We start from the raw sequence: 26,328 nt of genomic DNA on the forward strand, positions 1-26,328 counted from the left end.
TTTGTCCTCTTTGGTCTTTTTCTCCAGTTAATTGGAAAAATTTACCAAGATGGGACCCATGACAACCACGAGCGAAACTGAACGCTATCCGAGGATAGCTCTCATATCGACGCATGGCTATGTCGCCGCGCACCCGCCACTGGGCGCCGCAGACACCGGGGGACAGGTGGTTTATGTGCTTGAGCTTGCACGCAAACTCGGCCAACTCGGTTACACTGTCGATCTTTATACCCGCCGCTTCGAAGACCAGCCGGAATTTGACGAGGTGGACGAGCGCGTCCGCGTGGTTCGCATTCCCTGCGGCGGCCGCGATTTCATTCCCAAGGAATATCTGCACCGCCACCTGATGGAATGGTGCGAAAACGCGCTGCGCTTCATCAAGAAAAACGACCTCAACTACTCTTTCGTCAACAGCCACTATTGGGATGCGGGCGTGGCCGGACAGCGGCTTTCCGAAGCGCTGAAAATCCCGCATCTGCACACGCCACATTCGCTCGGTCTCTGGAAAAAACGCCAGATGGAAACCGACTATCCGGAAAAGGCCGATACGTTCGAACTGGAGTTCAACTTCAGGGAACGCATCCAGCACGAACTCATCATCTATCGCAGCTGCGACATGGTGATCGCGACGACGCCGGTGCAGCTCGACGTGCTGATTGAGGACTACGGCCTGAAGCGCAAGCATATCCACATGATCCCGCCGGGTTATGACGATAACCGCTTCTTCCCCGTCTCGGATGCGACGCGCCAGATGATCCGGCAGCGTTTCGGCTTCGAGGGAAAGACGGTGCTGGCGCTCGGACGTCTCGCCACCAACAAGGGTTACGACCTCTTGATCGACGGCTTTTCGGTGCTGGCGCAGCGTGAGCCGGAAGCGCGCCTGCATCTCGCCGTCGGTGGCGAAAACATGGACGAGCAGGAAACAACCATCCTCAACCAGCTGAAAGACCGGGTGAAATCGCTCGGGCTGGAGGACAAGGTGGCGTTTTCCGGTTACGTGGCGGATGAGGATCTGCCGGATGTTTACCGGGCGGCGGACCTGTTCGTTCTGTCCAGCCGTTACGAGCCCTTCGGCATGACTGCCATTGAGGCCATGGCCAGCGGGACGCCAACTGTCGTGACCATTCACGGCGGGTTGTTCCGGGCGATCAGCTATGGCCGCCACGCCCTGTTCGCAGATCCCTTTGACAAGGAAGATCTTGGTATCACCATGATGAAGCCGTTCAAACATGAGCGGCTTTACGGGCGACTTTCCCGCATGGGTGCGCACAAGGCGCGCAGTCTGTTCACCTGGACAGGCATTGCGCAGCAATTGCTGGCGCTTGTGGAAGGCCGGACCATGATGCCGGTTCTGGAAGAAGCGGATTGGGCCGAACCATGGAACGATGGCGATTGAACCCGCTTCGCCTTTTTTCCACCGATCTCGACGGAACCGTCGTCGGCGATAACGACGCCACGCGCCGGTTCCGCGATTTCTGGCAATCGCTGCCGGACGATCTTCGCCCGGTTCTCGTCTTCAACAGCGGCAGGCTGATCGACGATCAGCTTGCGCTCATCGAAGACACCCCCTTGCCCAAACCCGACTACATCATTGGCGGTGTGGGCACCATGCTGCACGCCAGGGAGCGGAGCGAGCTGGAAAGCGCCTATACCCATTCCCTCGGCACTGGTTTCGACCGGCAAAAGATCACCGATGTCATGGCGGGCCTTCCGGGCGTGGTCATGCAGGCGGAACGCTATCAGCATGGCCTCAAGTCCAGCTGGTTCCTGCATGACGCGGATGAAAGGGCGCTTGGCGATGTCGAAGCCGCACTCCTCGCGGCGGGTATCGATGCGCGCATCGTTTATTCCAGCAATCGTGACCTCGACATATTGCCGAAGGCCGCCGACAAGGGCGCGGCATTGGCATGGTTATGTGGACAACTGCGCATCGGCCTCGACGAATCAGTCGTGGCGGGCGATACTGGCAATGATCGGGCGATGTTCGAATTGAACGGCGTTCGCGGCGTGATCGTGGGTAATGCCCTGCCGGAGCTTGTCTCGCTGGCAGATCAAGACAGCCGTTTTTTCCTCTCCAGTGCGACGGAAGCAAACGGTGTGATCGAAGGTCTCCGGCATTGGGGACTGCACCCCGGTCAACGCAATTCCGGCGCCAACTCATAGCAGCGTGCCGAATGGCCTGAAAACAGACAGATACGGTATTACCGCAATCGGCTGATTGCCCGGAAAGCACCGGACAAAACCCCTGTTCGCAAACCTGCTGCATCGATTTTGCCCAAAGGCTTCATCAGCGTGAAGACAGTAGTGGGTTAAGGATGATGGGGGATTGGCGGCGCATGCGGGATATCTATATTAGCAACTATGACCGACGAAAAATAAGGACTTATTCGGATTGAAGATTTTGAATCGATTGGCGACAGATGTTGGCTTGATGTTGCGCAGACCGCCGCGACAGCAATATGCGGCGCTGTGCTATCGATTGTCCAAAAAAAATCCGGAACCTGAAGTTCTGCTGCTCACCAGCCGGGATACGGGCCGGTGGGTCATTCCGAAAGGCTGGCCGATGGGCGGCAAGAAGGCCCATGCGGTTGCCGAGCAGGAAGCCTATGAGGAAGCCGGTGTCAAAGGCACGGTCGAGAAAGCGCCCTTCGGTTTTTATGAATATGAGAAAAAGCTGAACAGCGGCATCAATGTGCTGTGCAGGGTTCAGGTGCATCTGCTCGAAGTATCGGAGCTTCAGGACAGCTTTCCTGAGAAAGACTCCCGGCGTCTGGAATGGGTCAGCCCGCATGAGGCGGCCAAACGGGTCAATGAGCCGGAACTGAAAGCTCTGATGCTCACTTTCGACAAGCGAATGGCGCTTTCGAAATAGCGCGCCCGCGCGAATAGTGGCAATTTGCAGTTTGTTTTTCCAACATGGCTTTTACCGTCTTTCATTTTGGAAAGATGTGCGAGATGTAACAGTCTTTCTGTAAATTGCCTTCAGCCCGCGAGACTGCCGGACGAAAAGGAATGCTGGCAAACGAGGTCTGAATGGCAATGAAGCCGCCACCCAATATGAAGCCCACGCTCGACAAGGATCTCGACAAGATCACGCGTGTCGAGGAGGCGACGCTGCACGTCACGCAGCAGCTTGCCGGCCTTGGCGCGGGGTTCATGTTCGTTGTCCTGGCGGCCATATTTGCCGGCGTCTTCGTCACCGGCACCTCGGGCGCCGTCATCATCATCGCGGCCGTCGCCATCGGCGCCTATATGGCGATCAACATTGGCGCGAATGACGTGACGAATAACGTCGGCCCGGCGGTCGGCGCCAAGGCGATGCCGCTTGCGGCGGCGCTCATCATTGCCGCCATCTGCGAGATTGCGGGTGCCTTGATTACCGGCGGCAATGTCGTCGAGACCATTTCCAGCGGCATCATCAATATCCAGACCATCCCGGACCGGACCGTGTTTTCCTGGGCGATGTTGTCGGCGCTTCTTGCCGCCGGCCTCCTCGTCAATATCTCGACCTGGACGAAAGCGCCGATTTCCACCACCCACACGGTGGTCGGTGGCGTTGCCGGCGCGGGCATGGCAGCCTATGGCATCGGGGCGGTCGACTGGCTGTCGCTCGGCAGTATCGCTTTCGCGTGGGTTCTGGCGCCTTTCATCAGTGCCGCCATCGCCATCGTCATCCTTGCCTTCATCAAGGAATTCATCATCTACCGCGAAGACAAGATTGAATCCGCGCGGCTTTGGGTGCCTGTCCTCATCGGCTTGATGGCCGGGGTTTTCGCCGCCTATCTCATCTGGGTCGGGTTGCGGCAGCTCATGCATGTGTCGCTTGGCCATGCCAGCGTCATAGGCCTCGTGACCGGGCTCATCGCCTGGCGGCTCTGCGTGCCGATCATCCGCAAACAATCGGAAGGATTGGAGAACCGCAACCAGTCGCTTCGCATCCTGTTTCAGTGGCCGCTCGTTCTTGCCGCCGGATTGATGTCCTTTGCGCATGGCGCGAATGACGTTTCGAACGCCATCGGCCCGGTGGTGGCGATTGTTCGGGCATTGCATGACGAGGCGGTGCAGACCTCCGCCCGCGCACCTTTATGGGTGATGCTGGTCGGCGCATTCGGGCTTTCCTGCGGTATTCTGCTTTATGGCCCGCGCCTCATTCGCCTCGTGGGTGAGCAGATCACCAAGCTCAACCCCATGCGGGCGTTTTGCGTTTCCGTGGCGACAGCGCTTACCGTTCTTGTGGCCTCGCGCTTCGGCCTGCCGGTCAGCACCACCCATACGGCGATCGGCGCGGTGTTCGGCGTCGGTTTCTTCCGTGAATGGTACACGCAGGCATCGCGACGGCGGCAGGAACTCGTGCAGGCGGGTGACGGCGCAATCCGCCGGGCTGACAGATATGCGGAGAACCCCTCCGAGGTGCGCCGCCGTTATCTCGTCCGGCGCTCCCACTTCATGACAATCATCGCCGCCTGGCTGGTAACCGTTCCCGCGAGTGCTACGCTTGCGGCGCTGCTCTATTGGCTGATGTCCTTCCTCTTTCTCTGACGCTGAAACCGAAAAGTCCCATGCGCGCAAATTTCCGGATGCAACGCCTGTTCGTCGAAACCCCGCTTGAAGCGGGGGTGACACAGGAAGCGACGACCGAACAGTTCAACTATCTCGCCAATGTGCTGCGCATGAGCGACGGCGCGGAAATCCTGCTGTTCAACGGCCGAGACGGCGAATGGAAGGCCAGGCTCTCCTTCCCGAGCCGCAAGAAGATCACCCTCATTCCCGTAGAGCAGACGCGGCCGCAACCGCCGGCAGCGGATCTGCACTATCTGTTTGCGCCACTGAAAGTCGGGCGGATGGATTATCTGGTGCAGAAAGCGGTCGAGATGGGCGCCGGTCTCTTGCAGCCGGTGATGACGCAGCATGTGCAGGGCAAGATCCACAATACCGAAAAGCTGCGCGCCAACGCCATCGAGGCCGCCGAGCAATGCGGCATCCTTTCCCTGCCCGATGTCGCCGAGCCGGTGAAACTGAAGGATATGCTCGAGACCTGGCCCCATGACCGGCGCATCATCTATTGCGACGAGGGCGATGCGGGGCAAAATCCGCTGCCCGTTCTGCAATCCGTCAGGGAACGCAAGCTCGCCCTGCTGGTCGGTCCGGAAGGCGGGTTTTCCGAAGAGGAAAGGGAGCTCCTGCGCCGCCTCACCTTCGTCACCCCCATCCCGCTCGGCCCGCGTATTCTGAGGGCCGACACGGCCGCCGTTGCGGCACTTGCGGTCATTCAGGCATCGATCGGCGACTGGAACTGACCTCTTTGGCGCATGTCTTTATCGCAAAACCGCTGCACAGTTTTGCGCTACATGCGCTGGACCATTGCGCTTCATGCATCTTTAAAAGAAATTCATTTGCCTCCGGATGCGATCCGGCTCTATCTGCCAAACATATGCCTCGCCGCAACAGAGACGTCATAACAAGGTAAGCCATGGCACGCGATACGACCGACCAGACCCCCCTCTCCTCCGTCACGGAGCTTACAGATTATCTGGCGGGCGGTTGCAAAGCTGAAACCGATTTCCGCATCGGCACCGAACACGAAAAATTCGCGTTTTTCCGAGATGGCAACCGGCCGGTTCCCTATTTCGGCGAAGCCAGCATTTCCGCCCTTCTGAAGGGCATGCAGGAAAAGCTCGGCTGGGAACCGATCATGGATGGCGAAAACATCATCGGGCTTGGTGAACAGCACGGCATGGGCGCCATCTCCATCGAGCCCGGCGGCCAGTTCGAACTATCAGGCGCGCCGCTTGAGAACCTGCATCAGACCTGCAAGGAATCCAACCAGCATCTGGCGACGCTGCGCGAAGTGGCCGAGCCGATGGGCATCCGTTTTCTCGGCATCGGCGGAAGCCCGCTGTGGAGCTATGACGAAACGCCGCATATGCCGAAATCGCGCTATGCGATCATGACGCGTTATATGCCGAAGGTTGGGACCAAGGGTCTCGACATGATGTACCGCACCTGTACGATCCAGGTTAATCTCGACTTCTCCTCGGAAGCGGATATGCGCCAGAAGATGCGCGTTTCCATGAAGCTGCAGTCGCTGGCAACCGCGCTGTTCGCCTCCTCGCCCTTTACCGAGGGAAAGCCGAACGGCCTTCTGTCCTGGCGCGGCGATATCTGGCGCGACACCGACAATAACCGCTCCGGCGTGCTTCCCTTCACATTCAATGATGATTTCGGCTTCAAGGACTACGTCGAATGGGCGCTTGATGTGCCGATGTATTTCATCGTGCGCGACGGCAAATATCATGATTGTACGCATGTCACCTTCCGCCAGTTCATGAACGGCGCGCTGAAGGGCGAAATCGCCGCATGGGAACCGACCATGGGCGACTGGACGAACCATCTCTCCACATTGTTTCCGGATGTGCGCCTCAAGCGTTTTCTGGAAATGCGCGGTGCGGATGGCGGTCCGTGGCGGCGCATCTGCGCCCTGCCCGCCTTCTGGGTCGGCCTTCTTTATGATCAGGAAGCGCTTGATGCGGCCGATGCATTGACGACCGGCTGGAGTTTCGACGAGGTGATCGCGCTCCGCGATGCCGTGCCGGCCAAGGGGCTCGGCGGGGAGATTGCCGGCAAGCCGCTTCTCGGCCTTGCCCGCGAGGTGCTCGACATTTCCCGCACCGGTCTCAAAAACCGCAACCGGCTCAATGGCGACGGCCAGGACGAGACAGTGTTCCTGTCATCGCTGGACGAGGTGCTTGCCAAGAAGACAACGCTCGCCGACGACCTGCTGTCGCTCTATAACGGCCGCTGGGGTGGATCGGTGCTGCCGGTGTTCGAGGAATATCAGTACTAGGGCCGAGCCCCAGCGCCCACCAGGGTGTAAACGCTGCGATTTGACATTGCCGCGACATCGGTCCCGAGCGTGTCATCTCGGCTGGCGATACCTGCCGGTCCGTGAGGCGGCCGGCATAGGTTCAATGATATTTCTACATTTGCGTCCGGGGATCGCGGGGGGTGAGCGCTTGCGCAGTGGATTGTTTGGGAATGACCCGCAATATCACAGGGCCCGTGAGAAAGGTGTGCAGGGCTGATTGGTCTGAAGCAGAGATACGGGGACTTCCATTCCTCACCATCCAGTGCGATTTTGCCGCCATCGTCAAAGCCATCCTCGCTCGACGGACTGAATGTAATTTATAATCAAAGGGTTGTTTAAGTTTCGCCTCCTCGGTCCCTGAGGAAAACACCGGCCATAAAATATGAAAACTGGCGGCCTTCCGACCGCCAGTGTGTGATTGGGTCTCGGCAATCAGACCTGCTAATTACCGTTATTATTTTCGTGATTGTGATGGCCATCGTGGTCGCCACCGCCGTCATGATCGCCACCTCGGCCATGGTCGCCACCGCCGTCGTGATCGCCACCGCGGCCATGGTCGCCACCGCCGTCGTGATCGCCACCGCGGCCATGATCGCCACCGCCATCATGATCGCCTCCGCGGCCATGATCGCCACCGCCATCATGATCGCCACCACCGCCATGGTCACCACCACCGCCGTGGTCACCACCACCGCCGTGGTCGCCGCCACCGCCGTGGTCACCACCACCGCCATGGTCACCGCCACCGCCGCCGTGGTCACCACCACCGCCATGGTCACCACCACCGCCGTGGTCGCCGCCACCGCCATGATCGCCACCGCCGCCGTGGTCACCGCCACCGCCGTGGTCACCACCACCGCCATGGTGACCGCCGCCACCGTGGTCGCCTCCACCGCCGTGGTCACCGCCACCGCCATGGTGACCGCCGCCACCGTGGTCGCCACCGCCACCGTGGTCACCGCCGCCACCGCCGGGGTTGTTACCTCCGCCGCCACCGCCGGGATCACTCGGTCCGTTGCTGCTGCCAGGATTAGACGGCCCGCTGCCTGGATTGCTCGCTCCTACAACATTGTTGTTGCCGTGGTCGTTTTCATCAACGCCGGGAATGGAAGCAGTCGCCCTACAGAGCGCAGCCTCAAGAGTTCCGGGCCTTACGAATTCACATCGCTGCAAACGCGTCTGCGCGGTTCCCAGTGTCGTACTGGACAGCAAGATTGCAATACACGAGAACACAGTTGTTACCTTACTGCGCATGGGTTTTCCTCCCTTATCGGCAGTTATAACTGCATTCTTTAATTTATATTAATGCAACCACATTCGCAACATACTGAAATATACTAACTATTTTGCATTACTACTTCAGATGTAATCAATTCAAGCTATAAGAAAAATCACATTTATCGAAAGTACTATTACAATTAAGATTTTCTAAGCTTGAAAATATTATTTTTTAGATCGCCGAGTTCATCTCCAGCTGCCCCCGGAATATTTTGCTGGCTAAGCGTTCTTTTCCGATTTGGCACACATCCCAACAGGCGATGTTAATTTTTTTTTGAAATTTTGGGCTAATCATGCAATGAGGTGAGCTTTAGCGCGTTTTGGATGTGTTTTTTTAGTTCGAGCATGGCGTGGGATCTGGTGATCTTCAGTCAATGTTTAACTTCTGTGAGATCGGGCGGCATGAAGCCAGCATCACGATCATCAGCTACCTCGAAGGAACTGATATAATCATGAAGATTTATGTTCTTGCATTCGCTCTGCTGGGCGCGATGCCGCTTGGCACAAAGGTTTCTGCCAGCGAACTTTCTGCCACTCGCTCAATTGCCGCGCCGGTCGGTTTTTCCTCCGCCTGTCAGCGGTACAGCTGGCTATGTTCCTCCAAGGGGGGCGCGAAAATGGGTGATGATCAGACGCGCGAACTGCTTTCTGAGGTCAATCGCAAGGTCAACAGCTCCATCAGGCCAGTGGAAGATACCGTCGTTTATGGTCGCAGCAACTACTGGGCCTTGCCGAAAGACGGGCGCGGCGATTGCGAGGACTATGCCATCGCGAAGACCAAGGCTTTGCTGGACGCCGGTCTGCCCTCCAATAAAATGTCCATTTCCGTCGTGCTGGATCGCAGTGGCAACAATCACGCCGTGCTGCTGGTTCGCCTGTCTGACGGGGAGTATGTTCTCGATAATCTGAGCGGCTCGATCAAGCCGTGGGACCGCACCGGTTATACTTTTCTTGCACGCCAGAAATACGCCAACAAATCCGCTTGGGAAGTCGTTCTGGCCGGTCCTCGCGCCGGACAGTTCAGAGAAATGTGAGCCACGGTGGCCCAGGCTACACGCAGGTAAAAAAAGCCCGATGCGGCCGAGGGGCCGGACACCGGGCAAAGGCAGGGCTATTGGCAAATCACCCTGCGGGGAAAACCCGTCCGTCAGAAACAATTCCGGCAGCTGGAGGTCTGCTGGAATTGTGTAGACGGTCTAGAGCGTTTCGAACCGCTTGACGGCACGAAGCCGTGCGGCGCGGCTCAGATGGGTGGTCGGATCCTCGAGCAGGCCGGTATTGAGCGCGCTCGTCACATCCGATCGCGCCAGCCCGACATCGGCGAGCATGCGGTCGTCGAGCTCCATGAGATCATTGGCGACGATACGATTGTAAATGCGCTGCACAAACGTTTTGACGGTGGAAGCAACGACAATGACCACGCGGCGCAGGGTATCGCCCTGCCGGCCGGTTGCAAGTTCCAGTTCCATTCTCCGTTCTGCCGTGCGCATGACACATATCCTTTCGTAACGGCACGATGCGGCACCGCCCCGGCGCACCATGCGCTAGAAGCTGCCTTGGGTTGGGGGCCTGACGCGATGTCCGCCCCGGGGTTGAGATTGATTTGCTGGATGTCAAAATGTCGCAAGACTATTGATCAGTCCAACGAATGTTTCTAATGTAAGACATCAATCATTCTGATGGATGACCATCCATGTCCGCACCTCTCGACATAGACCAGCTGCACACCTTCATCGCCATCGTCGATACGGGTAGTTTTACCAAGGCCGCAGACCGCGTTTTCAAGACGCAATCCGCCGTTTCCATGCAGATGCGGCGGCTTGAAGAGCGCATCGGCAAACAGCTTTTCGCCAAGGACGGACGTGGCAACCGCCTGACGGCGGAGGGCGAAAAACTGATGAATTACGCCCGCCGCATCATTCGCCTCAACAATGAGGCGATCGCCGCCTTTGACGACAACAGGCTCGAGGGCACGTTGCGCATCGGCACGCCTGACGACTATGCCGACCGTTACATGCCGGAGATCATCGGGCGTTTTGCCAAAACCCACCCAAATGTCGAGCTGTACATCGTCTGCGAACCTTCGGTGGGGCTTGCCGAAAAAATGGCGCGCGGCGAACTGGATATCGCGCTCGTCACCCATAATCCCCGCGCCCGCTCCTCGGATGTCGTGCGCACAGAGCCGCTCTGCTGGGTCGCCTCCGCCAACCATCCGCTGAAGGACGATGCGCCCGTGCCGTTGGCGGTCGGGCGACGCGATTGTCACTGGCGCCAGCTTGCCTGCTCGGCGCTTGATGCCGACGGCCGGGATTATCAGGTTCTGTTCACAAGCTGGTCTTCCACCGTGGTCGCCGCCGCCGTGCTGGCGGGCATGGCTGTCTCCGTACTGCCGGAATCGGCGCTGCGCACCGGCATGAAGGTTCTGACCGCCGCGGACGGCTTCCCGCCCCTGCCACCGGTGCAGATCGGCCTGATGAAACGGCCCGGCCTGTCGCCCTCGCTGGTGAACGCCATCACCGACCACATCACCGCCTGCCTCGACAATATCTCACCGATGAGCGTGACCGACGAGCTGGACAATGATGTGAAGACCTACCCGAAGATGCCACGCCTGCGCGCCGGGCATATGCTGCCGGGCTGGTAGGCGGATGCGTTAGCCGGAGCAGGTTTCGGCTAATGACTAAAGATACACTAAACTCGGCATCATCCTCGGGCTTGACCCGAGGATCCATTCTCTCCACGGCTTGTGGATCCTCGGGCCCTGCCCGAGGATGACGGCATGGAAACCTCAGCGATTTATATCGCGGAACATCCCCGGTTTCCCCGCCTACCGCGCGCGCAGTGACGCAACCGCCAGCAGCGTGTCGCCGCTGATGCCGACCGACCCGCTGCCATTGAACAGCATCATGATCGGATCCGTGGTGTTCTGGGAGTTATCATACATGATGGTGAAACGGGCGATCAGCTTCTTGACCTTTTCCGGGTCTTGAAAATCCTTGATGTCGAAATATTTTTTCATCATCGTCACCTGCGTATCAACCCCGGCATTGCCGAGCTCGTCAGGAATACCGAAAGTGGTCTTGATGAAATTCTGGATCGCGGTGTCGGCCAGAATGGAATAATAGGATGTCGTTCCCGCCGCCATGCGCTGGAAATAAAGCGCCAGTCGCACGCCGGCATTTTCTTCGCCAGCCTGCGTTTCCAGCGTCTGGGTCAGATAGTTGTCCAGCGTCTCGTAAAGGCCGCGCCGCGTCTGGATCAGGCTGCGATCCTCGTGAAGAATATTGCCGTCTGTATTGAAATTGAAGGCGGTGACGAGACGGCGGAAAACCGGGTCCATCTCCTTGTTGACGTAGCTCTGGCTGTCGTCGAGATTCGAGGTGAAAATCTTCTCCAGCTGCTCCTTCGTCACGCTTTTTGGATCGATCCCGAGTGATTCCATCGCGAATTTCGTCAGGCGATCATTGGCCAGGAACTCCTTGAGCGTCTTGATTTTTTGCATTTCGGCCGAAAAATATTTCGCCTCGGTCGTGGCGGCTTCCTTGTCCTTGTCGGTGCCGAAAGCCGATTTCTTCTTGATATAGTCGGCCGACATGGTTTGCAGTTCGATTTCTGACTGCGCCAGAATGGGTGAGCCGACCGAACCGTCCTTCGTGAAGTTGAAGAGTTCGGCAAGCTTCACATACCGATCGTCGTTCAGCGTATAAACGTAGCTCTTCTTATCCTGAAGGTCGCTGGTCAACACCCTCTGGATATCGGAGATGTTCACCTTGGCGGGATCCAGCCCGACGGCCTTCAGCGCATAGGTATAGACGGCATTGGTTCCGAGGAAATCATTGACGCTTGTGACCTTGCCAATGCTGCTCTTGAACAGCGAGAGCGCCTTTGCGTCAGCTGCCTCGTCCGCATCATTGTAATGGGTCATGTAACCGCTGGTCGTCGTCGCGGTCTGTGTCGCCGTCTGCGGCGTCGTACCGGCCGCGAGTGTGCCATCGGGTAGAAAATTGAATACGTTTTTCAGGGCGAGGTAACGCTTGTCGTTCTTGCCCATGGTGGCGATGTAATTGTTCGGATCGCTGAGATCGCTTGTGAGGATGTTCTTGATCGTTGCCGGCACGATGGTCAGGTCGTTCAGATCGAAGGCCGTTCTGATGTAATTGAGAAGCCGCGCATCCGACATCAGTTCCTCTACTGTCGTGACGGAACCAATCCTCGATTCGAAGTAATCACGGTTCAGCGTTGCGACGGTCGGCGTCACACGCGGCGCGCTGCCGATATAGGTGTCCGTTAGGGCTTTCAGATTGTCCGCCGTCTGCGCCCCGCCGGCAGTTACCGTGCCGTCATTCTTGAACTCGAAGGCGTTCGCGATCTGCGCCATCCTGTTATATTGGGTGACGGTGTTCGACAGCGTCGTCTGTTCTGCCTTGATGGCTGCGAGCTTCGCGTCCCACTCATCCTGCGGCGGCAAAACGGCCTCCAGCTGGGTCAGCTGGTCCTGGCGGGTCACCTTTTCCGCCTCGAGCTTCGTGCGCTCCTCGTTTGTCAGACCCGTGCCTGCAAGTTCGGTATCGATGGCTGTAATCCGGGCGGTAACCTGGGCATGCAGTTCGATATTGCCCTTCATCGCCAGTTTTTCGACGGCATCATTATAGGCAGCGCCATATTTCTGGTTGATGTAGCTATCGGGATCGGAAACATCACTCGTCATCAAACCCTTGATATGGGCGTAAGAATAGGTCTTCTCATCGACGCCGAAGACCTGAAAAATATAGGCGCGGGTGCGGTCGTTGCGCAGCAGCTGGTCCACATTGGTCACCGTGCCGATGATCGCCTTGTAATAGCGCGTCTCTTCCGCAAGGCTGTCATTCATGTCGGTGATCGACGTGCCGTAGAGCCCGATCATCTTGTCGAGCTGGGCTTCCGTCTGCACTGTCTTCGTCGACGAGGTGAAATTGAAGGCGGCGGCGAACTCGCGATAACGCTCGTCGGTCAGCTTGTTGGCGAAGCTGTTCTGGTCGTTCAGGTCGCTGTCCAGCACCTTTTTCATGAAGGCCTTGGCATAGGTCATCTCGCCGAGACCGAAGGCATCCATGGCGTAGGAATAGAGCTGGTAGTTATTGAGGAACTCGTCGACGCTTTTCACATCGCCGATGTTCTCCTTGTAATATTTCGTCTGCCGCTCGATCATTCCCTGCTGCGACACGCGCGAAATGCTTGCCTTCATATCACGGTTGATGAGGTCGTAGCTGAGATAAGTCGATACCATCCGAATGCCCCCTGGAGCGCCGCGCATCCCCTGGGATACCGAAAGCTCCGGTTTTAAATCCATACATCGCGCCTCCATCCGGAGGCACGGCAAGCCTTGGCGTGACTATGCATGAAGCGCCTTGCCCGGAGCTTGAAAGAGCACAATTTCGGCCGCGATAAAAATCGCATTGTCCCAATCTGCTTTACCTAAGCGAAACCATGCCACAGTGGGTTTTGCTAACCATTTGGGAATGCAAAGTTTTCTTAACCGCGATTTTTAAGCTGTCTCGAAGATACGGCGGATATTCTCCCTGACATCAGAGGACGAAAAGTCCCGATGAGAAGACCGGGAACCGGCTCTCAGGTAAAACAAGGGTAGAATAAACATGACCAAGACCGTTCTGAAGCCCGACTGGGCCGTCGCCACACTCAGACTCGACCCGGCACGTTTTCCGCAACAGGTCACCTACGGCAAAGGCAACGGCGCGACCGACATCGCCGTGACGCTCGACGAACGGGGCGCCGTTCTGCGAAAGGTCCTTTCCTCTTCCGGCCTGCCTTTGTCCTTCGCTTTGCCAGCCCGCGCCTTCAAGGGCGTTGCCGCCCGCGCCATCGACCATGGTGACGGACAGGTAACGGTGACGCTGGAGCTGCACCATGATGATCCGGATCTGTGTGTTCCGCTTCTGGTCGCCCATGATCTCTGCGATATCGCCGCCGACTGGCGCAGCTGGTCCGAGGCCTACCGCATTCCCATGCTGATGGTGGAAGCCGATGGCGTCGCCCGCCCGCTGGAAGAACATCTCGGCAAGGTGCGCACGAAGAATAGCCGCCCGCGCCGCCGCCACTCCTATTTCGCGGATCGCCGCCCACGCTTCCTCGTTCGCCGCTCCACCGGTTCTCTCGGCATGAGCATGAAGATCGAGGGCAAGGAAATCATCGCCCGCAGCTGATAATCTTCAGCAGAAACAAACAAAAGCCCGGCGCGCACCATGCGGCCGGGCTTTTTTGTATCCTGCGTTGCCGCAGACTCACGCCAAGAGAAGCGGCAGAATGAGGCCCGCAAAAATCAGCACGCCGACACGATTGTTGGATTTGAACAGCACGAGGCATTGCGCCACGTCATCGATATTGAGCACCCATACCTGCCGGAAGAGCATGATGGCGGCGGCGGCAAGGCCGCTATAGGCGATGACGTTAACACCCGCCCCCCAGAAGGACAGGGCGATCATGACAAGGGCTGTGCCATAAAGAAAAACCAGCCAGCGATGTGTATTCTCTCCAAACAGCAATGCGGTCGAACCGATGCCGACCGCAGTGTCGTCTTCCTTGTCCTGATGGGCGTAGATTGTATCATAACCGATCGTCCAGGCGATGGAGCCGACATAAAGCAGGACAGCCGGCCAGGCGATCGATCCGAACTGCCCGGCCCACCCCATCAGTGCACCCCAGGAAAAGGCAAGGCCGAGGAAAAATTGCGGCCAGTTGGTGAAGCGCTTGGCGAAAGGATAGATCGCCACGAAGATCAGCGAGAATATGCCTGTCGCAATCGCGAAACCGTTGAACTGCAGAAGCACAACCAGACCGGCAAGCGCCTGCAGCACGATGAAGACCTTGGCCTGCAACCGGGTCACGCGGCCGGACGGCAGGGGACGGGAACGGGTGCGCGCCACGGCCATGTCGATCTTGTGGTCGGCGAGATCGTTATAGGTGCAGCCCGCGCCGCGCATCGCCACCGATCCGATGAAAAACAGCGCCAGGTGCCAGATGAGCGTGGCCCAGGAAAATCCACCGCTTTGCACAGCGGCATTGGCCGCAAGGGCTGCGGACCAGAAGCATGGCCACATCAGCAATTGCCAGCCGATGGGGCGATCCCACCGGGCCAGCTGCGCATAGGGCCAGAGGGGCCTCGGCAAAATCCGATAGACCCAGTTATTGGATGGCGCGTCCGAAACGCGGTCTGACAAATCGCTGTGGTGAACCATAGGCATGGTTCTACAGCATCGGCGGGAAAATCGGAACGGTTTTCAAAGTGCAAAGATGCGCGGTTTTTGGCGGATTGCAACACGCCACCGGCAAAGCGAAAACCTCACCGACGTCATCCTCGGGCTTGACCCGAGGATCCGCAACCCTTTGAAATCAATGGATCCTCGGGTCAAGCCCGAGGATGACGTCGGACGCGGATTAGCTAAAACATCAAGGCCCGCAACGGTTTCCTGCGGGCCATCAATCTCAGACATTCGGTTTATTGTCTCAGGGCAGCGAGAAATTGAATTTGTAGCTTGCCTGAACACCGATGATGAACTGGTTCTTCGAACCACGCTCGCGCACCAGTGAACTGTCGGCGGCATCGCCCGTCAGGCGGCGATATTCCGCAAACGAGCCGACTTCGGCGTTTTCCGTGACTTTCCAGGTGATGGCCGCGCCGACACCGGCGGAATGCAGGCCGCCGCCGGGGCTATAGGGCGATGGTGCGCCGGCGGCCGTCTGTGCGGCGCTTACGCCGTAATAGCGCTCGTTATATTTGCTGCTTACCCATGTGGCGCGCGGGCCGGCGGAAATCTGGATGCCGGGGGCGATATCGGTGAAGGCATCAACGGCGACATCGCCGACAACGCCGCTATGGCTGCGGATGCCCTGACGAACTTCACCGCGAACACGCAGCCAGTCGGTCGGATAGGCCTCGGCGAAACCGCCAAGTTCGCCACCGCGCTTGATGCGCGTCATGCCCTTCAGATCGGAGGAATCACCGTCATCACGCGGGGATACCAGCTTGCCGGCCAGACCCATGCTGATCGGGCCATTGTCCAGAAGCGAGATCGAGGCGCTGTCGTTGCGCGAGGTGAAACGCGCGCCCTGCCCCTGACGGCCAAGCGAGATGATGGGCGAAAAGCCGAATTCGTTCTTGTTGTCACCCTGATATTTCGGCGCGGTGAAACCGGCGCCGCCGAGCTTCAGATACCAGTCGCCGGAAAACCAGCCCTCGGCATGGGCATTGCCGACGGCAAAAAGCGATAAGACACAAGCGGCAACCGCCGCTGACGGCTTGAACATGAAAGAACCCCAGAAACGCAATACAGACAGGTGCCCGTAGAATTAGAGGGATTGTCTTTCCATTCCATTAACCAGCGTGAGAAGAAATGCGGCGACAACGTCCATCTTCACTCCGGCGCTGAGACACTGCCGTCCAGTTTAAATCAGGATGTTAATCGGAGCGCGAAAACCTCTCGTTTCCGTCATTCCGGCCTTGAGCCGGAATCCAGCCGACGCGCGTCTGCGCGGCGAGAAGAGTCTTTTCAGCCCAATGACTTGGGCTGGCTGGATACCGGCTCAAGGCCGGTATGACGGAGGAATGCCTCAGAACATCACCTTCTCCAGCAGCGGCCGTGTCTTTTCGAACTCCAGAAGCCTCTCCTCGTTGCGGGCGATGTAGTCGCGATTATGCGGAACGGCATCGCGGTCCTTGGCGAGCTGGATCTGGAAAATATGGAAATTTTCGTGGGTAAAGGCCATTTCCGACCCCGCCAGATAGAACTCCCACATGCGGAAGAAACGCTCATCGTAAAGTGCGACCGCTTCGGCCTTGCGTGCCACGAAGCGTTCCCGCCAGTGGCGAAGCGTATGGGCGTAGTGCATGGGCAGGATTTCGATATCCTTCACCAGCAGCCCGGACTTCTGGATCGCCGGCAGAACCTCGGCAAGCGAGGGTATATAGCCACCGGGGAAAATATATTTTTCGATGAAGGGATTGGTCGCCAGTGCCGGATAGGGCTGGCCGATGGAATGCAGCACCATCACGCCCCTGTCGTCCAGCACCTCCGCCACCTTGTCGAAATAGTCGCGATAATGGGTCGGCCCGACATGTTCGAACATGCCGACGGAGACGATGCGGTCGAATTTCCTTGAGGCTGGCAGGTAACGGTAATCCTGCAATTCGAAACGGACATTGCCGGCAAGCCCGCGTTTTGCCGCCCGATCGCGGGAAACGCGCAGCTGCTCTTCGCTAAGCGTGATGCCGGTCACATCGGCACCCGCACTTTCGGCGATATACATCGCCATGCCGCCCCAGCCGGAGCCGATCTCCAGCACGCTCTGGCCCGGCTCAGTCATCAGCTTGGCAGCGATGTGACGTTTCTTGGCGACCTGCGCTTCATAGAGGCTGATACCCGGCGGATTGAAATAGGCGCAGGAATATTGCCAGTCCTCATCGAGGAAGAGGTCGAACAGCTTGGCGCTCAAATCGTAGTGGTGGGCGACGTTGCTCTTGTTGTGATTGACCGGCAGATGCATCCTGATGCGAGCGGCGATGATGCGCGCCATGCCGCGCCAGATCATGCCGAAAGACAGCGCCTCGCTCAGCGTGTTGCTTTTGACGAGTGCCAGAAAGTCGTAGATATCGCCCTCGACGACCTTCATACGGCCTTCCATATAAATCTCGGCGAGTTTGAGTGCAGGATCGGCAGCGATCTCCTGCATGGCGGCTTCGTCTGTGAAATTCAGAACCACCTTTTTTCCCGTGCCGTCGCCAAATATGCGGCTACCACCCGGGCTGTTGACGGTGAGATCACCGACCTTGATTATCTTTTCGAGAAGAACATGCAGAGACGACGCCATGGCACCCCCAATTGCTAAGTCTCACTTATCAATTTTGCTGACCGTATTCCTTTCGGCACAAGTTTCAAGATAGTCTTATTTCAAAAAAATTGAACGATTTCATCAAGCAAAAAGCCCCACCGCGTGTCGCGATGAGGCTTTTTGGTAAAAAAACATTTCAACCCAGGGTCAGCGCCGCTTCATCGCTTCAGCCAGAGCAGCGGCAAGCGCACCACCTGTTTGCGACCCTTCGTTGCGATCTTTCGGTTTGGATGTCGCGTGCCGCATGGCGCCAGCATTGCCCTTTTCGCGCATTGACTGGGGTGCGGCCTCCCCGCCGTCCTTGCGCATCGTGAGACCGATTCGCTTGCGCTTCACGTCCACCTCCACAACCCGCACCTTGACGACATCGCCCGCCTTGACCACCTCATGCGCATCTTTCACGAAACGGTCGGCCAGCTGCGACACATGCACGAGCCCGTCCTGGTGCACGCCGATATCCACGAAAGCGCCAAAGGCGGCGACGTTGGTGACTGTACCTTCCAGGAGCATGCCCGGTTTCAGATCGGTGATCTCGTCCACGCCATCGGCAAATGTCGCCGTCTTGAAGCTCGGGCGCGGGTCGCGGCCCGGCTTTTCCAGTTCGGCGATTATGTCCTTGACGGTCGGAAGACCGAATTGCTCATCAATGAACCGCTTCGGATCGAGCGCCTTCAACACGGCGCTGTCACCCATCAGCGAACGCAGGTCGCGGCCGCAGGCGGCAACGATCTTTTTCGCCACGCCATAGGCTTCCGGGTGCACGGAAGACGAATCCAGCGGCTCCTTGCCGTTCGGGATGCGCAGGAAGCCCGCGCATTGCTCGAAGGTGCGCTGGCCGAGGCGCGGCACCTTCAGCAAATCCTTGCGGCTGGCAAAGGGGCCGGTCTGGTCACGATGCGCAACGATGGCATCGGCAATCGAGGTGCCGAGGCCGGACACCCGCGCCAGCAGCGGCGAAGACGCCGTATTGAGATCAACGCCGACGGCATTCACCGCATCTTCAACGACCGCATCAAGCGAACGGCTGAGACGGCCCTGATCGACATCGTGCTGATATTGCCCGACGCCGATGGATTTCGGCTCGATCTTCACCAGTTCCGCCAGCGGGTCCTGAAGGCGACGGGCGATGGATACCGCCCCGCGCAGAGACACGTCGAGATTGGGGAACTCCGCTGCCGCCCGTTCCGACGCGGAATAGACCGATGCGCCAGCTTCCGAAACGATGACCTTGGTGGGTTTTGCGCCGGAAGCCGAAGCGGGCATCTGCGCCAGAAGGTCGGCGACCAGCTTTTCCGTCTCGCGGCTACCCGTGCCGTTGCCGATGGCGATGAGTTCGACATTGTGCTTGCGGATGAGCAAGGCGAGTTCCGCCTGCGCACCGCGCACATCGTTCCTCGGCTGGAAAGGATAAACGGTTGTGGTATCCAGGAGCTTGCCGGTGCCATCCACCACGGCCACCTTGACGCCGGTGCGGATGCCCGGATCGAGCCCCATGGTGGCGCGCGAACCGGCCGGTGCTGCCAGCAGCAGATCCTTGAGATTGCGGGCGAAAACATTGATCGCTTCTTCTTCCGCACGCTCGCGCAATTCGCGCATGAGATCGAGCGACAGCGACATGGAGAGCTTCACCCGCCAGGTCCAGCTCGCCACCTCCATCAGCCATTGATCGGCGGGGCCGGCATTGCGGATATCGAAGGCGGCGGCGATGGTGCGCTGTGCGGGCTTGACCGGCGAGGGATCATCCGCATCGACATCGATGGTCAATGTCAGCACTTCCTCGTTCCAGCCGCGCAGCATGGCCAGCGCCCGGTGGCCCGGCACCGTTGACCAGCGCTCGAAATGATCGAAATAGTCGGAGAATTTTTCACCCGCCGCCTGCTTGCCGTCCACCACCTTGGCGCGGAAGGTGGCGTTCTGGCGCATGTAATCGCGCAGGCGTCCGAGAAGATCGGCGTTTTCCGTCATCGTCTCGGCCACGATGTCGCGCGCACCTTCAAGCGCCGCCTTAACATCGGCGACTTCGCCCTTGACATAGGCTTCTGCAAGTTTTGCCGGATCGGCGGTGCGGTTTTCCCAGATGGCTTCGGCCAGCGGGCCGAGACCGCGCTCGCGGGCGATTTCCGCGCGGGTGCGGCGCTTCGGTTTGTAGGGCAGATAGAGGTCTTCCAGCTCCGCCTTGGTGCCCGCCTGCATGATCTTGACCATCAGGGCGTCCGTCATCTTGCCCTGACCGTTGATGGTATCGACGATGGAGGTGCGGCGCGCATTGAGTTCGCGCAGATAAACGAGGCGTTCCGCCAGCGTTCGGAGCTGGGTGTCATCGAGGCCGCCGGTCACTTCCTTGCGGTAGCGGGCGATGAAGGGCACGGTCGCTCCCTCGTCCAGCAATGCCACTGCCGCCTTTACCTGATCGGCGCGGGCGTTGATTTCGGAGGCGATGAGCGTGGCGAGGCGGGCATTATCTGCGGTCATGAGGTTCTCTGATGTCACATCTGGAGCGGCGAACATAATGTCTGATTGTGGCGTGACAACAAGAGGCGACAACGATTCCACAGGAAAGGCTGCGTTCAAGGGAAAGACGGGCATTTACGGCGCTTTCTCCTTGACCTTTCGCCCCCCTGCCCTTAACGCCGCTCAAACAAGGTTACTGGCGAATTTGCAGGGGTATTGACCATGAAAGTTCTGTTGATCGGTTCCGGCGGACGCGAACATGCGCTGGCATGGAAAATCGCCCAGTCTCCCCTGCTTGAAGAGTTTTACGCCGCACCCGGCAATCCCGGCATCGCCGACCACGCGACACTCGTTTCGCTTGACGTGGAAGACCACGCCGCCGTCATCGCCTTTGCCAAGGAAAAATCGATCGACTTCGTCATCATCGGACCGGAGGCGCCGCTGGTTGCGGGTCTGGCGGATGATCTGCGTGCAGCTGGTATCGCCACCTTCGGCCCCTCGAAGGCAGCCGCCCAGCTTGAGGGTTCCAAGGGGTTCACCAAGGATCTCTGCGCCCGCTACGATATTCCGACCGGCGCTTACCAGCGCTTCAAGGCGGCCGAGCCAGCAAAACAGTATGTCCGTGAACAGGGTGCCCCCATCGTCATCAAGGCGGACGGTCTTGCCGCCGGCAAGGGCGTGACCGTTGCGATGACCGAAGCCGAAGCGCTTGCTGCCATCGACGACTGTTTCGACGGCGCTTTCGGCGCGGCCGGAGCGGAAGTGGTGGTGGAAGCCTTTCTCGATGGCGAGGAAGCCAGCTTCTTCTGCCTTTCGGATGGCAAGACGGCGCTGGCGCTCGCCACCGCACAGGACCACAAGCGTGTGGGCGATGGAGACACAGGCCCGAATACCGGCGGCATGGGCGCCTATTCCCCCGCGCCGGTGATGACATCAGCCATGGTGGAACGCACCATGAAGGAGATCATCGAACCGACGATTTCAGGCATGGTCAAGGACGGCAATCCCTTTTCCGGCGTGTTTTTCGCCGGCCTGATGATCACCGCGAAAGGCCCAGAGCTGATCGAATACAATGTGCGTTTCGGCGATCCGGAATGCCAGGTGCTGATGATGCGCCTGAAAAGCGATCTGCTGCCGATCCTCTATGCCACCGCCACCGGCACGCTGGACAAGGTGGAAGCGGAATGGCGCGACGATGCAGCGCTGACTGTCGTTCTCGCCTCCAAGGGTTATCCCGGCGCCTATGACAAGAACACACCGATTGCCCATATTCCCGATGCCAGCGAAGAGGCAAAGGTGTTCCATGCCGGGACGGCGCTGAAGGACGGCAAGCTGGTGGCGACGGGCGGACGCGTGCTGAACGTCACCGCCTTCGGAAAGAACGTGACCGAAGCGCAGGCGCGCGCCTACGCTCTCACCGACAAGGTGGAATGGGAAAACGGCTTCTGCCGGCGCGATATCGGCTGGCAGGCCGTGGCCCGTGAAAAGGCCTGAGGCCTGAAGCAGACAGAGTAGTCGGCGCGAATATTTCGTTCAATTTTTACCAAGTTTGCTGACCTGATGGAAAGGAAAGATTGGTAATACTTGCCCCAACATTGAATGGTGCATTGTGCCTCTAACAAGAGGCAGCACTGTTATTTCGGGGGTTTTTCGATGCGTCGTCTTCTTCTCACAGCGATTGTGGCGCTGGCCAGCGGCTCGGCGATGGCGTCTTCCGTCGAATATATCAATGGCGTGCATGTCGCCAATGGCAGTTTCGTGCGTCTGGATTGCACTGGCTGCGCGCCCCTGAAGGGCAAGACCGTAGCGCAGGGTTACGCCATTCCCTCCATCGAGCCCGGCACACAGCATATGGAAATGCGCGAAATCGATGGCAAACGCACGCTGGTGCGTACCGAAGCCTGGCTGGGCGGTGCTCCCGTCACCTTCGTCAGCACCAACCCCGCATGGATGCCTGGCGAGAGCCCGGACGCCGCAATCGCGACCTATGAGGATGCCGAACCCGCCGCGCATCCTGCCGAAACGGCATCGACACCCGCCGGCATCGACGTGACGACGACCACCGCGGCCGTCAAGGAAATTTCGGCAGATAGCGCGCAAGCACCTGCAAACGCGGCAGTCATTGCTGCACCCACATTCCCGGATTTCCAATTGCGCGGCAATTGACGGGCGGGCGGCAACGGCGCTTTTTCGTGACAAATGTCAAATAATCGCGTCATCGCTGCATTCGTCACAATTCACGGCAACCATTCGGGGAATAATAAATTCTTCGACCGCTATTCTGCCGATCGAGCTGATAAAGCTCTGTCTAATTAAATATTTATTCAAATTTTTGGCCGCTAAGTGATTTCATAGTGCGATGCAGCACGACATCAGGCCTGTGGCGGACGCTCGCTTTTCAGGCTGTTCCCCGCGCATCAGGCGCCATTCCCATTTCCGAAACTTCGGCAGCGCGCGGCTTTTTTTAAGGCGCGCGAAGCCAAACGCTTGTGAGCGCCCATGAAGAACCTTTCCATTTCCCGTCAGTTGATCGTTCTCGTCGTGGCCCTGATGGCCGCCTTCTCCGTTGCGACGTTTTACCAGCTGAAATCCGCCACCGACGCGATCTATGAGGAACGCTACGGCATGTTGCGGACGCAGGTGCAATCAGCCATTTCCATTCTGCAATCCTTCCACGACAAGGAAAAGGCCGGGACGCTTTCGCGGGACGAAGCCATGAAGCAGGCCTATGCCACCGTGAGCGCCATGCGGTTCACCCCTGATGGCTATCTGTTCGGCTACGATTACGACGTGACGATGAAGTTCCATCCCGATGCCAAACGTGTCGGTGAGAACTTCAAGGGCAAGCCGGACAGCAAGGGCTTTGCCTATCGTGACGAGCTCGTGCGGCTTGGCCGCAATGGCGGCGGCCAGACGGATTTCTACGGTCCGAAGCCCGGCATGGAAGGCAATGACTACGCCAAGAGCTCCTATGCCCTTGCCTTCGATCCCTGGCAGGTGGTGGTGGTGACCGGCGTCTACATCGACGATCTGAATGCGCAGGTGCGCGGCGAGGTGATGAAGGCGCTGTCGATCGGCGCTGCCATCTTCGTGCTCGCACTGGCCGCCGCCTTCTACGTCATCCGTGGCATTTCGAAACCGCTTGGCGATATTCACCGCGCGCTCGGCGAAGTCGCCAATGAAAATGTCTCGCTCACCATTCCCCATACCGGCCTGACCAACGAAGTGGGCATGATGGCAAAGGCCACCGCCTCGCTTCAGGACAAGGTGCGCGAGCGCCACGCCATGCAGCGCCGCGAGGAGGAACAGCAGCAGCAGCTGAATGCCGAGCGTCAGAACAACCTCGACATGCAGCGCAACGAGGCCGAATTGCAGGCGCGTGTGGTCGCCACCATCGGCGAGTCTCTCGAAAAGCTGGCAGCTGGCGATCTGACGGTGCGTTGCGGCGACCTCGGTAGCCGTTACGCCGCGCTGCGCGATAATTTCAACGAAGCGCTGACGCATCTCGATGCCGCCATGGCCAAGGTGAATTCCAAGAGCATCGACATTGGCGGCTCCAAGGAGGAAATCCGCAAGGCCTCGAACGAGCTTTCGCAGCGCACCGAACAGCAGGCCGCCAACTTGGAAGAAACCTCCGCCGCGCTCGATGAATTGACCGTTGCGGTGCGCCAGACGGCGGAAGGGGCTGCGGACGCCGCCAAGCGCGTCACCACCGTCAGCTCGGAAACGACGCGCAGCGACCGTGTGGTGGAAGAAGCGATTGCGGCGATGAGCGGCATCGAACAATCCTCCGATCAGATTTCGAACATCATTGGCGTTATCGACGACATCGCCTTCCAGACCAACCTTCTGGCGCTGAACGCCGGTGTGGAAGCCGCACGCGCCGGTGAAGCCGGCAAGGGCTTTGCAGTGGTGGCACAGGAAGTGCGCGAACTGGCGCAGAAATCCGCCGCCGCCGCCAAGGAGATCAAGGACCAAATCGCCCGTTCTTCCGCTCAGGTGGAAAACGGCGTGCGCCTTGTCGGCGAGGCCGGCGATGCACTGAAACGCATCTCGGGCCAGATCAAATCCGCCAACGAGATTGTCAGCAAGATCGCCCATTCTGCCGCCGAGCAGGACACGACGCTGCGCTCGATCTCCACGTCGCTGAACCAGCTCGACGTCGCCACCCAGCACAATGCCGCCATGGCGGAAGAGACCACGGCTTCGGCGGAAGCGCTGGCCGTGGATACCGAAGAGCTGCTGAACCTCATCCGCAGCTTCCGCGTCTCCTCCGGCCATCAGCTTCACGGCATGGCGCAACAGATGCGCATGGCGGGGTGACGCGATCCAGAATCCGATCAGCGAAATGCCATTCAAAACGCCGGCTGCAAAGCCGGCGTTTTGCTTTTCCGGCACGCAGAAAATGCGGATCGCATAAATATAAATATATCTTCAGAATTTCCTTGAAATGCTCTTGCAATTTGGCAGTAATTCAAGATTGTGCAAATTAAAATTATTGCAGATTTAGGTATATTCATGAAATATTCTATTATTAAATACTCAATTATTGCGGCCTGCGCCATAATTCTTTCCGCCTGCCAGACAGGAAAGCCGATTGCGATGAGCGTTGTAGCGACGCCGACCGCCAAGGGCATCGCCAATGGCGATGTTCTGGGGCCGCAGCGCGCCGCAGGGCAGGATGTTCCGCAACTTCAGGGTCAGGAAGTCGTGACTGTGCGAACCTATGAACACCGCCGGGACCCGGATGCGGTGAGCTCAACCCGAACGGAACTGGAGGGCATTGCCTGCTCGCTGGAAAGCGACGGCTATCGCGCCGCCGTCAAGACGCCGGCTCAGGTCACCGTTCCGGACTATGGTTATGCATCACGCCCGATCCGCATTCAGTGCAATGCCCCGGGCTTCAAGATGGGCATCGCCACCGTGCAGCCTTACTCAAAGACCTCGGCGAGCCGGATAGGCGCCGCGAGGGGCGCCGGCCTTGCGGCCGTTCTTATCGTTGCCGTTGTGGACTCCGCAACGGACCCGAAAAAGCATGACTATGGTTATGAATTCGCCAATGTGACGATGAACAGAACCAATTGCGCAAGCACCAAGGCCGGTTGCCGCTGATGCCTGAATGACGGTTGTGACGTCATTTCGACCGTTCAAGGCATCAGAAAAATTGTGATGCGCGTCGTATCATAGAATGAAGCGGGTTTCGGAAGAAACCCGCTTCAAACTCTTCCGCGTGCCGCTTTGGAACCGAGGCGAACATGCCAATCATTGACCAATCTCCAGGACCAAGTCCTTGATCCGGGAGGGTGCGTAGACGGCAATACCTTCCCGCTGCAACAGGGCGGCGGTGACACCATTGCCAGCGTGTTTGACACCGGAAAACGAGCCGTCATAGATCGCGACCGAGCCGCAGGACGGGCTGCCGTCTATCAGCAGCGCGTATGTGCAACCATGCGTCTGCGCCAGGGCCAGCGCTTTTTCCGCACCGGCGATAAATTCCGCCGTGACATCGCCGCCGGTCACATCCAGCACGCGGGCGCGGCCTTCCAGCACATCGAGGCCGGAGGCACCATTCTCGATTTCCGCCGGCGGTCGCGGAACGGGCATGCCGCCGGCCATTTCCGGACAGATCGTCACCAGCCTGCCTTCTTCCCGCCAGCGATCTATCGCCGGGTGGAAGAGGGGTTTGCCCTTGCCGTCATATCTGACGGGCTGGCCGAGGAGGCAGGCGCTGATGAGGATTTGGGGGGGCGCGTGGGTCAATCGAGTTTCATCTCCAAGGATGGAGGCCGGGGGCACCCCCCTCTGCCCTGCCGGGCATCTCCCCCTCAAGGGGGGAGATCGGCAAGAGGCAT

The 26,328-nt window shown here is 58.7% G+C and carries 21 protein-coding genes; 14 read left to right on the forward strand and 7 right to left on the reverse strand.

Going from position 1 to position 26,328, the window contains the following annotated elements:
• Positions 1 to 49: 49 nt before the first annotated feature.
• From OK142_RS05610 to OK142_RS05645, 8 genes are all read left to right on the forward strand, one after another.
• Positions 50 to 1,396 (forward strand): glycosyltransferase family 4 protein, encoded by a 1,347-nt coding sequence (locus tag OK142_RS05610; RefSeq protein ID WP_164056236.1) that lies wholly within the window; start codon positions 50 to 52, stop codon positions 1,394 to 1,396.
• Positions 1,393 to 2,163 (forward strand): HAD family hydrolase, encoded by a 771-nt coding sequence (locus OK142_RS05615; protein ID WP_498681527.1) that lies wholly within the window; start codon positions 1,393 to 1,395, stop codon positions 2,161 to 2,163. Before OK142_RS05610 ends, OK142_RS05615 begins: the two co-directional genes overlap by 4 nt.
• A gap of 268 nt (positions 2,164 to 2,431) precedes the next feature.
• Complete coding sequence (locus tag OK142_RS05620) at positions 2,432 to 2,872, forward strand: NUDIX hydrolase (RefSeq protein WP_498681529.1); 441 nt, start codon at positions 2,432 to 2,434, stop codon at positions 2,870 to 2,872.
• A 161-nt stretch (positions 2,873 to 3,033) separates the two neighbouring features.
• A complete protein-coding gene (locus tag OK142_RS05625) occupies positions 3,034 to 4,539 on the forward strand; it encodes an inorganic phosphate transporter (protein ID WP_082183775.1) in 1,506 nt (501 codons plus the stop codon).
• 20 nt (positions 4,540 to 4,559) lie between these two features.
• The gene (locus tag OK142_RS05630; protein ID WP_498681531.1) at positions 4,560 to 5,297 is read left to right on the forward strand and encodes a 16S rRNA (uracil(1498)-N(3))-methyltransferase; all 738 of its coding nucleotides are present in this window, start codon (positions 4,560 to 4,562) and stop codon (positions 5,295 to 5,297) included.
• A gap of 173 nt (positions 5,298 to 5,470) precedes the next feature.
• Positions 5,471 to 6,844, forward strand: a complete 1,374-nt coding sequence (locus OK142_RS05635) for a glutamate--cysteine ligase (RefSeq protein WP_498681533.1) — start codon at positions 5,471 to 5,473, stop codon at positions 6,842 to 6,844.
• A gap of 492 nt (positions 6,845 to 7,336) precedes the next feature.
• Positions 7,337 to 8,161: a hypothetical protein gene (locus tag OK142_RS05640; protein WP_498681535.1), complete on the forward strand. Its 825-nt coding sequence runs from the start codon at positions 7,337 to 7,339 to the stop codon at positions 8,159 to 8,161.
• A 332-nt stretch (positions 8,162 to 8,493) separates the two neighbouring features.
• On the forward strand, positions 8,494 to 9,177 hold the full coding sequence (locus OK142_RS05645) for a transglutaminase-like cysteine peptidase (protein WP_498681536.1): 684 nt from the start codon (positions 8,494 to 8,496) through the stop codon (positions 9,175 to 9,177).
• Positions 9,178 to 9,339: 162 nt separating this feature from the next.
• Here OK142_RS05645 and OK142_RS05650 read toward each other — a convergent pair whose 3' ends face one another.
• Positions 9,340 to 9,633 (reverse strand): YjiS-like domain-containing protein, encoded by a 294-nt coding sequence (locus OK142_RS05650; RefSeq protein ID WP_498681538.1) that lies wholly within the window; start codon positions 9,631 to 9,633, stop codon positions 9,340 to 9,342.
• Between the two features lie 203 nt (positions 9,634 to 9,836).
• Here OK142_RS05650 and OK142_RS05655 point away from each other — a divergent pair, with 203 nt between their 5' ends.
• A complete protein-coding gene (locus OK142_RS05655; protein WP_003494010.1) occupies positions 9,837 to 10,787 on the forward strand; it encodes a LysR substrate-binding domain-containing protein in 951 nt (316 codons plus the stop codon).
• A 183-nt stretch (positions 10,788 to 10,970) separates the two neighbouring features.
• On the opposite strand, the gene OK142_RS05660 is transcribed toward OK142_RS05655, so the two are convergent.
• Positions 10,971 to 13,409 (reverse strand): DUF1217 domain-containing protein, encoded by a 2,439-nt coding sequence (locus tag OK142_RS05660; RefSeq protein WP_498681540.1) that lies wholly within the window; start codon positions 13,407 to 13,409, stop codon positions 10,971 to 10,973.
• A 367-nt stretch (positions 13,410 to 13,776) separates the two neighbouring features.
• Between OK142_RS05660 and OK142_RS05665 the strand changes: the two genes are divergently transcribed.
• Entirely contained in the window at positions 13,777 to 14,343 is a 567-nt protein-coding gene (locus tag OK142_RS05665; RefSeq protein ID WP_003494008.1) for a DUF6101 family protein, read from the forward strand.
• Between the two features lie 78 nt (positions 14,344 to 14,421).
• Here OK142_RS05665 and ubiA read toward each other — a convergent pair whose 3' ends face one another.
• The 4 genes from ubiA to OK142_RS05685 form a co-directional block, all read right to left on the reverse strand.
• Positions 14,422 to 15,375: a 4-hydroxybenzoate octaprenyltransferase gene (gene ubiA, locus OK142_RS05670; RefSeq protein WP_313611104.1), complete on the reverse strand. Its 954-nt coding sequence runs from the start codon at positions 15,373 to 15,375 to the stop codon at positions 14,422 to 14,424.
• Between the two features lie 268 nt (positions 15,376 to 15,643).
• On the reverse strand, positions 15,644 to 16,444 hold the full coding sequence (locus OK142_RS05675; RefSeq protein WP_035242009.1) for a MipA/OmpV family protein: 801 nt from the start codon (positions 16,442 to 16,444) through the stop codon (positions 15,644 to 15,646).
• A 303-nt stretch (positions 16,445 to 16,747) separates the two neighbouring features.
• Positions 16,748 to 18,004: a cyclopropane fatty acid synthase gene (locus tag OK142_RS05680; RefSeq protein ID WP_313610502.1), complete on the reverse strand. Its 1,257-nt coding sequence runs from the start codon at positions 18,002 to 18,004 to the stop codon at positions 16,748 to 16,750.
• A gap of 168 nt (positions 18,005 to 18,172) precedes the next feature.
• On the reverse strand, positions 18,173 to 20,497 hold the full coding sequence (locus OK142_RS05685) for a Tex family protein (protein WP_498681543.1): 2,325 nt from the start codon (positions 20,495 to 20,497) through the stop codon (positions 18,173 to 18,175).
• Positions 20,498 to 20,698: 201 nt separating this feature from the next.
• Here OK142_RS05685 and purD point away from each other — a divergent pair, with 201 nt between their 5' ends.
• The 4 genes from purD (at position 20,699) to OK142_RS05705 (ending at position 25,588) form a co-directional block, all read left to right on the forward strand.
• A complete protein-coding gene (gene purD / locus OK142_RS05690) occupies positions 20,699 to 21,970 on the forward strand; it encodes a phosphoribosylamine--glycine ligase (protein WP_498681545.1) in 1,272 nt (423 codons plus the stop codon).
• A gap of 159 nt (positions 21,971 to 22,129) precedes the next feature.
• A complete protein-coding gene (locus OK142_RS05695; RefSeq protein ID WP_498681546.1) occupies positions 22,130 to 22,642 on the forward strand; it encodes a plant virulence effector HPE1-like domain-containing protein in 513 nt (170 codons plus the stop codon).
• A gap of 333 nt (positions 22,643 to 22,975) precedes the next feature.
• Positions 22,976 to 24,799 carry a methyl-accepting chemotaxis protein gene (locus tag OK142_RS05700; protein WP_498681548.1) on the forward strand — a complete coding sequence of 608 codons (1,824 nt, stop codon included), beginning with the start codon at positions 22,976 to 22,978 and terminating at the stop codon, positions 24,797 to 24,799.
• Between the two features lie 279 nt (positions 24,800 to 25,078).
• On the forward strand, positions 25,079 to 25,588 hold the full coding sequence (locus tag OK142_RS05705; protein ID WP_498681549.1) for a hypothetical protein: 510 nt from the start codon (positions 25,079 to 25,081) through the stop codon (positions 25,586 to 25,588).
• Positions 25,589 to 25,738: 150 nt separating this feature from the next.
• Here OK142_RS05705 and OK142_RS05710 read toward each other — a convergent pair whose 3' ends face one another.
• Complete coding sequence (locus OK142_RS05710; RefSeq protein ID WP_498681551.1) at positions 25,739 to 26,236, reverse strand: 2-thiouracil desulfurase family protein; 498 nt, start codon at positions 26,234 to 26,236, stop codon at positions 25,739 to 25,741.
• Positions 26,237 to 26,328 lie beyond the last annotated feature (92 nt).

Source organism: Agrobacterium sp. BT-220-3 (genome assembly GCF_025910175.1).
GTDB lineage: Bacteria > Pseudomonadota > Alphaproteobacteria > Rhizobiales > Rhizobiaceae > Agrobacterium > Agrobacterium oryzihabitans.

What these genes read in the sequence shown, in the direction of transcription:
- OK142_RS05660 (WP_498681540.1), bottom strand. Translation starts at nt 13,409, where the DNA reads ATGGTATCGACTTATCTCAGCTACGACCTCATCAACCGTGATATGAAG.
- OK142_RS05675 (WP_035242009.1), bottom strand. Translation starts at nt 16,444, where the DNA reads ATGTTCAAGCCGTCAGCGGCGGTTGCCGCTTGTGTCTTATCGCTTTTT.
- purD (WP_498681545.1), top strand. Translation starts at nt 20,699, where the DNA reads ATGAAAGTTCTGTTGATCGGTTCCGGCGGACGCGAACATGCGCTGGCA.
- ubiA (WP_313611104.1), bottom strand. Translation starts at nt 15,375, where the DNA reads ATGGTTCACCACAGCGATTTGTCAGACCGCGTTTCGGACGCGCCATCC.
- OK142_RS05635 (WP_498681533.1), top strand. Translation starts at nt 5,471, where the DNA reads ATGGCACGCGATACGACCGACCAGACCCCCCTCTCCTCCGTCACGGAG.
- OK142_RS05630 (WP_498681531.1), top strand. Translation starts at nt 4,560, where the DNA reads ATGCGCGCAAATTTCCGGATGCAACGCCTGTTCGTCGAAACCCCGCTT.
- OK142_RS05705 (WP_498681549.1), top strand. Translation starts at nt 25,079, where the DNA reads ATGAGCGTTGTAGCGACGCCGACCGCCAAGGGCATCGCCAATGGCGAT.
- OK142_RS05640 (WP_498681535.1), top strand. Translation starts at nt 7,337, where the DNA reads ATGGCCATCGTGGTCGCCACCGCCGTCATGATCGCCACCTCGGCCATG.
- OK142_RS05625 (WP_082183775.1), top strand. Translation starts at nt 3,034, where the DNA reads ATGGCAATGAAGCCGCCACCCAATATGAAGCCCACGCTCGACAAGGAT.
- OK142_RS05680 (WP_313610502.1), bottom strand. Translation starts at nt 18,004, where the DNA reads ATGGCGTCGTCTCTGCATGTTCTTCTCGAAAAGATAATCAAGGTCGGT.
- OK142_RS05685 (WP_498681543.1), bottom strand. Translation starts at nt 20,497, where the DNA reads ATGACCGCAGATAATGCCCGCCTCGCCACGCTCATCGCCTCCGAAATC.
- OK142_RS05695 (WP_498681546.1), top strand. Translation starts at nt 22,130, where the DNA reads ATGCGTCGTCTTCTTCTCACAGCGATTGTGGCGCTGGCCAGCGGCTCG.
- OK142_RS05665 (WP_003494008.1), top strand. Translation starts at nt 13,777, where the DNA reads ATGACCAAGACCGTTCTGAAGCCCGACTGGGCCGTCGCCACACTCAGA.
- OK142_RS05620 (WP_498681529.1), top strand. Translation starts at nt 2,432, where the DNA reads ATGTTGCGCAGACCGCCGCGACAGCAATATGCGGCGCTGTGCTATCGA.
- OK142_RS05610 (WP_164056236.1), top strand. Translation starts at nt 50, where the DNA reads ATGGGACCCATGACAACCACGAGCGAAACTGAACGCTATCCGAGGATA.
- OK142_RS05655 (WP_003494010.1), top strand. Translation starts at nt 9,837, where the DNA reads ATGTCCGCACCTCTCGACATAGACCAGCTGCACACCTTCATCGCCATC.
- OK142_RS05650 (WP_498681538.1), bottom strand. Translation starts at nt 9,633, where the DNA reads ATGCGCACGGCAGAACGGAGAATGGAACTGGAACTTGCAACCGGCCGG.
- OK142_RS05700 (WP_498681548.1), top strand. Translation starts at nt 22,976, where the DNA reads ATGAAGAACCTTTCCATTTCCCGTCAGTTGATCGTTCTCGTCGTGGCC.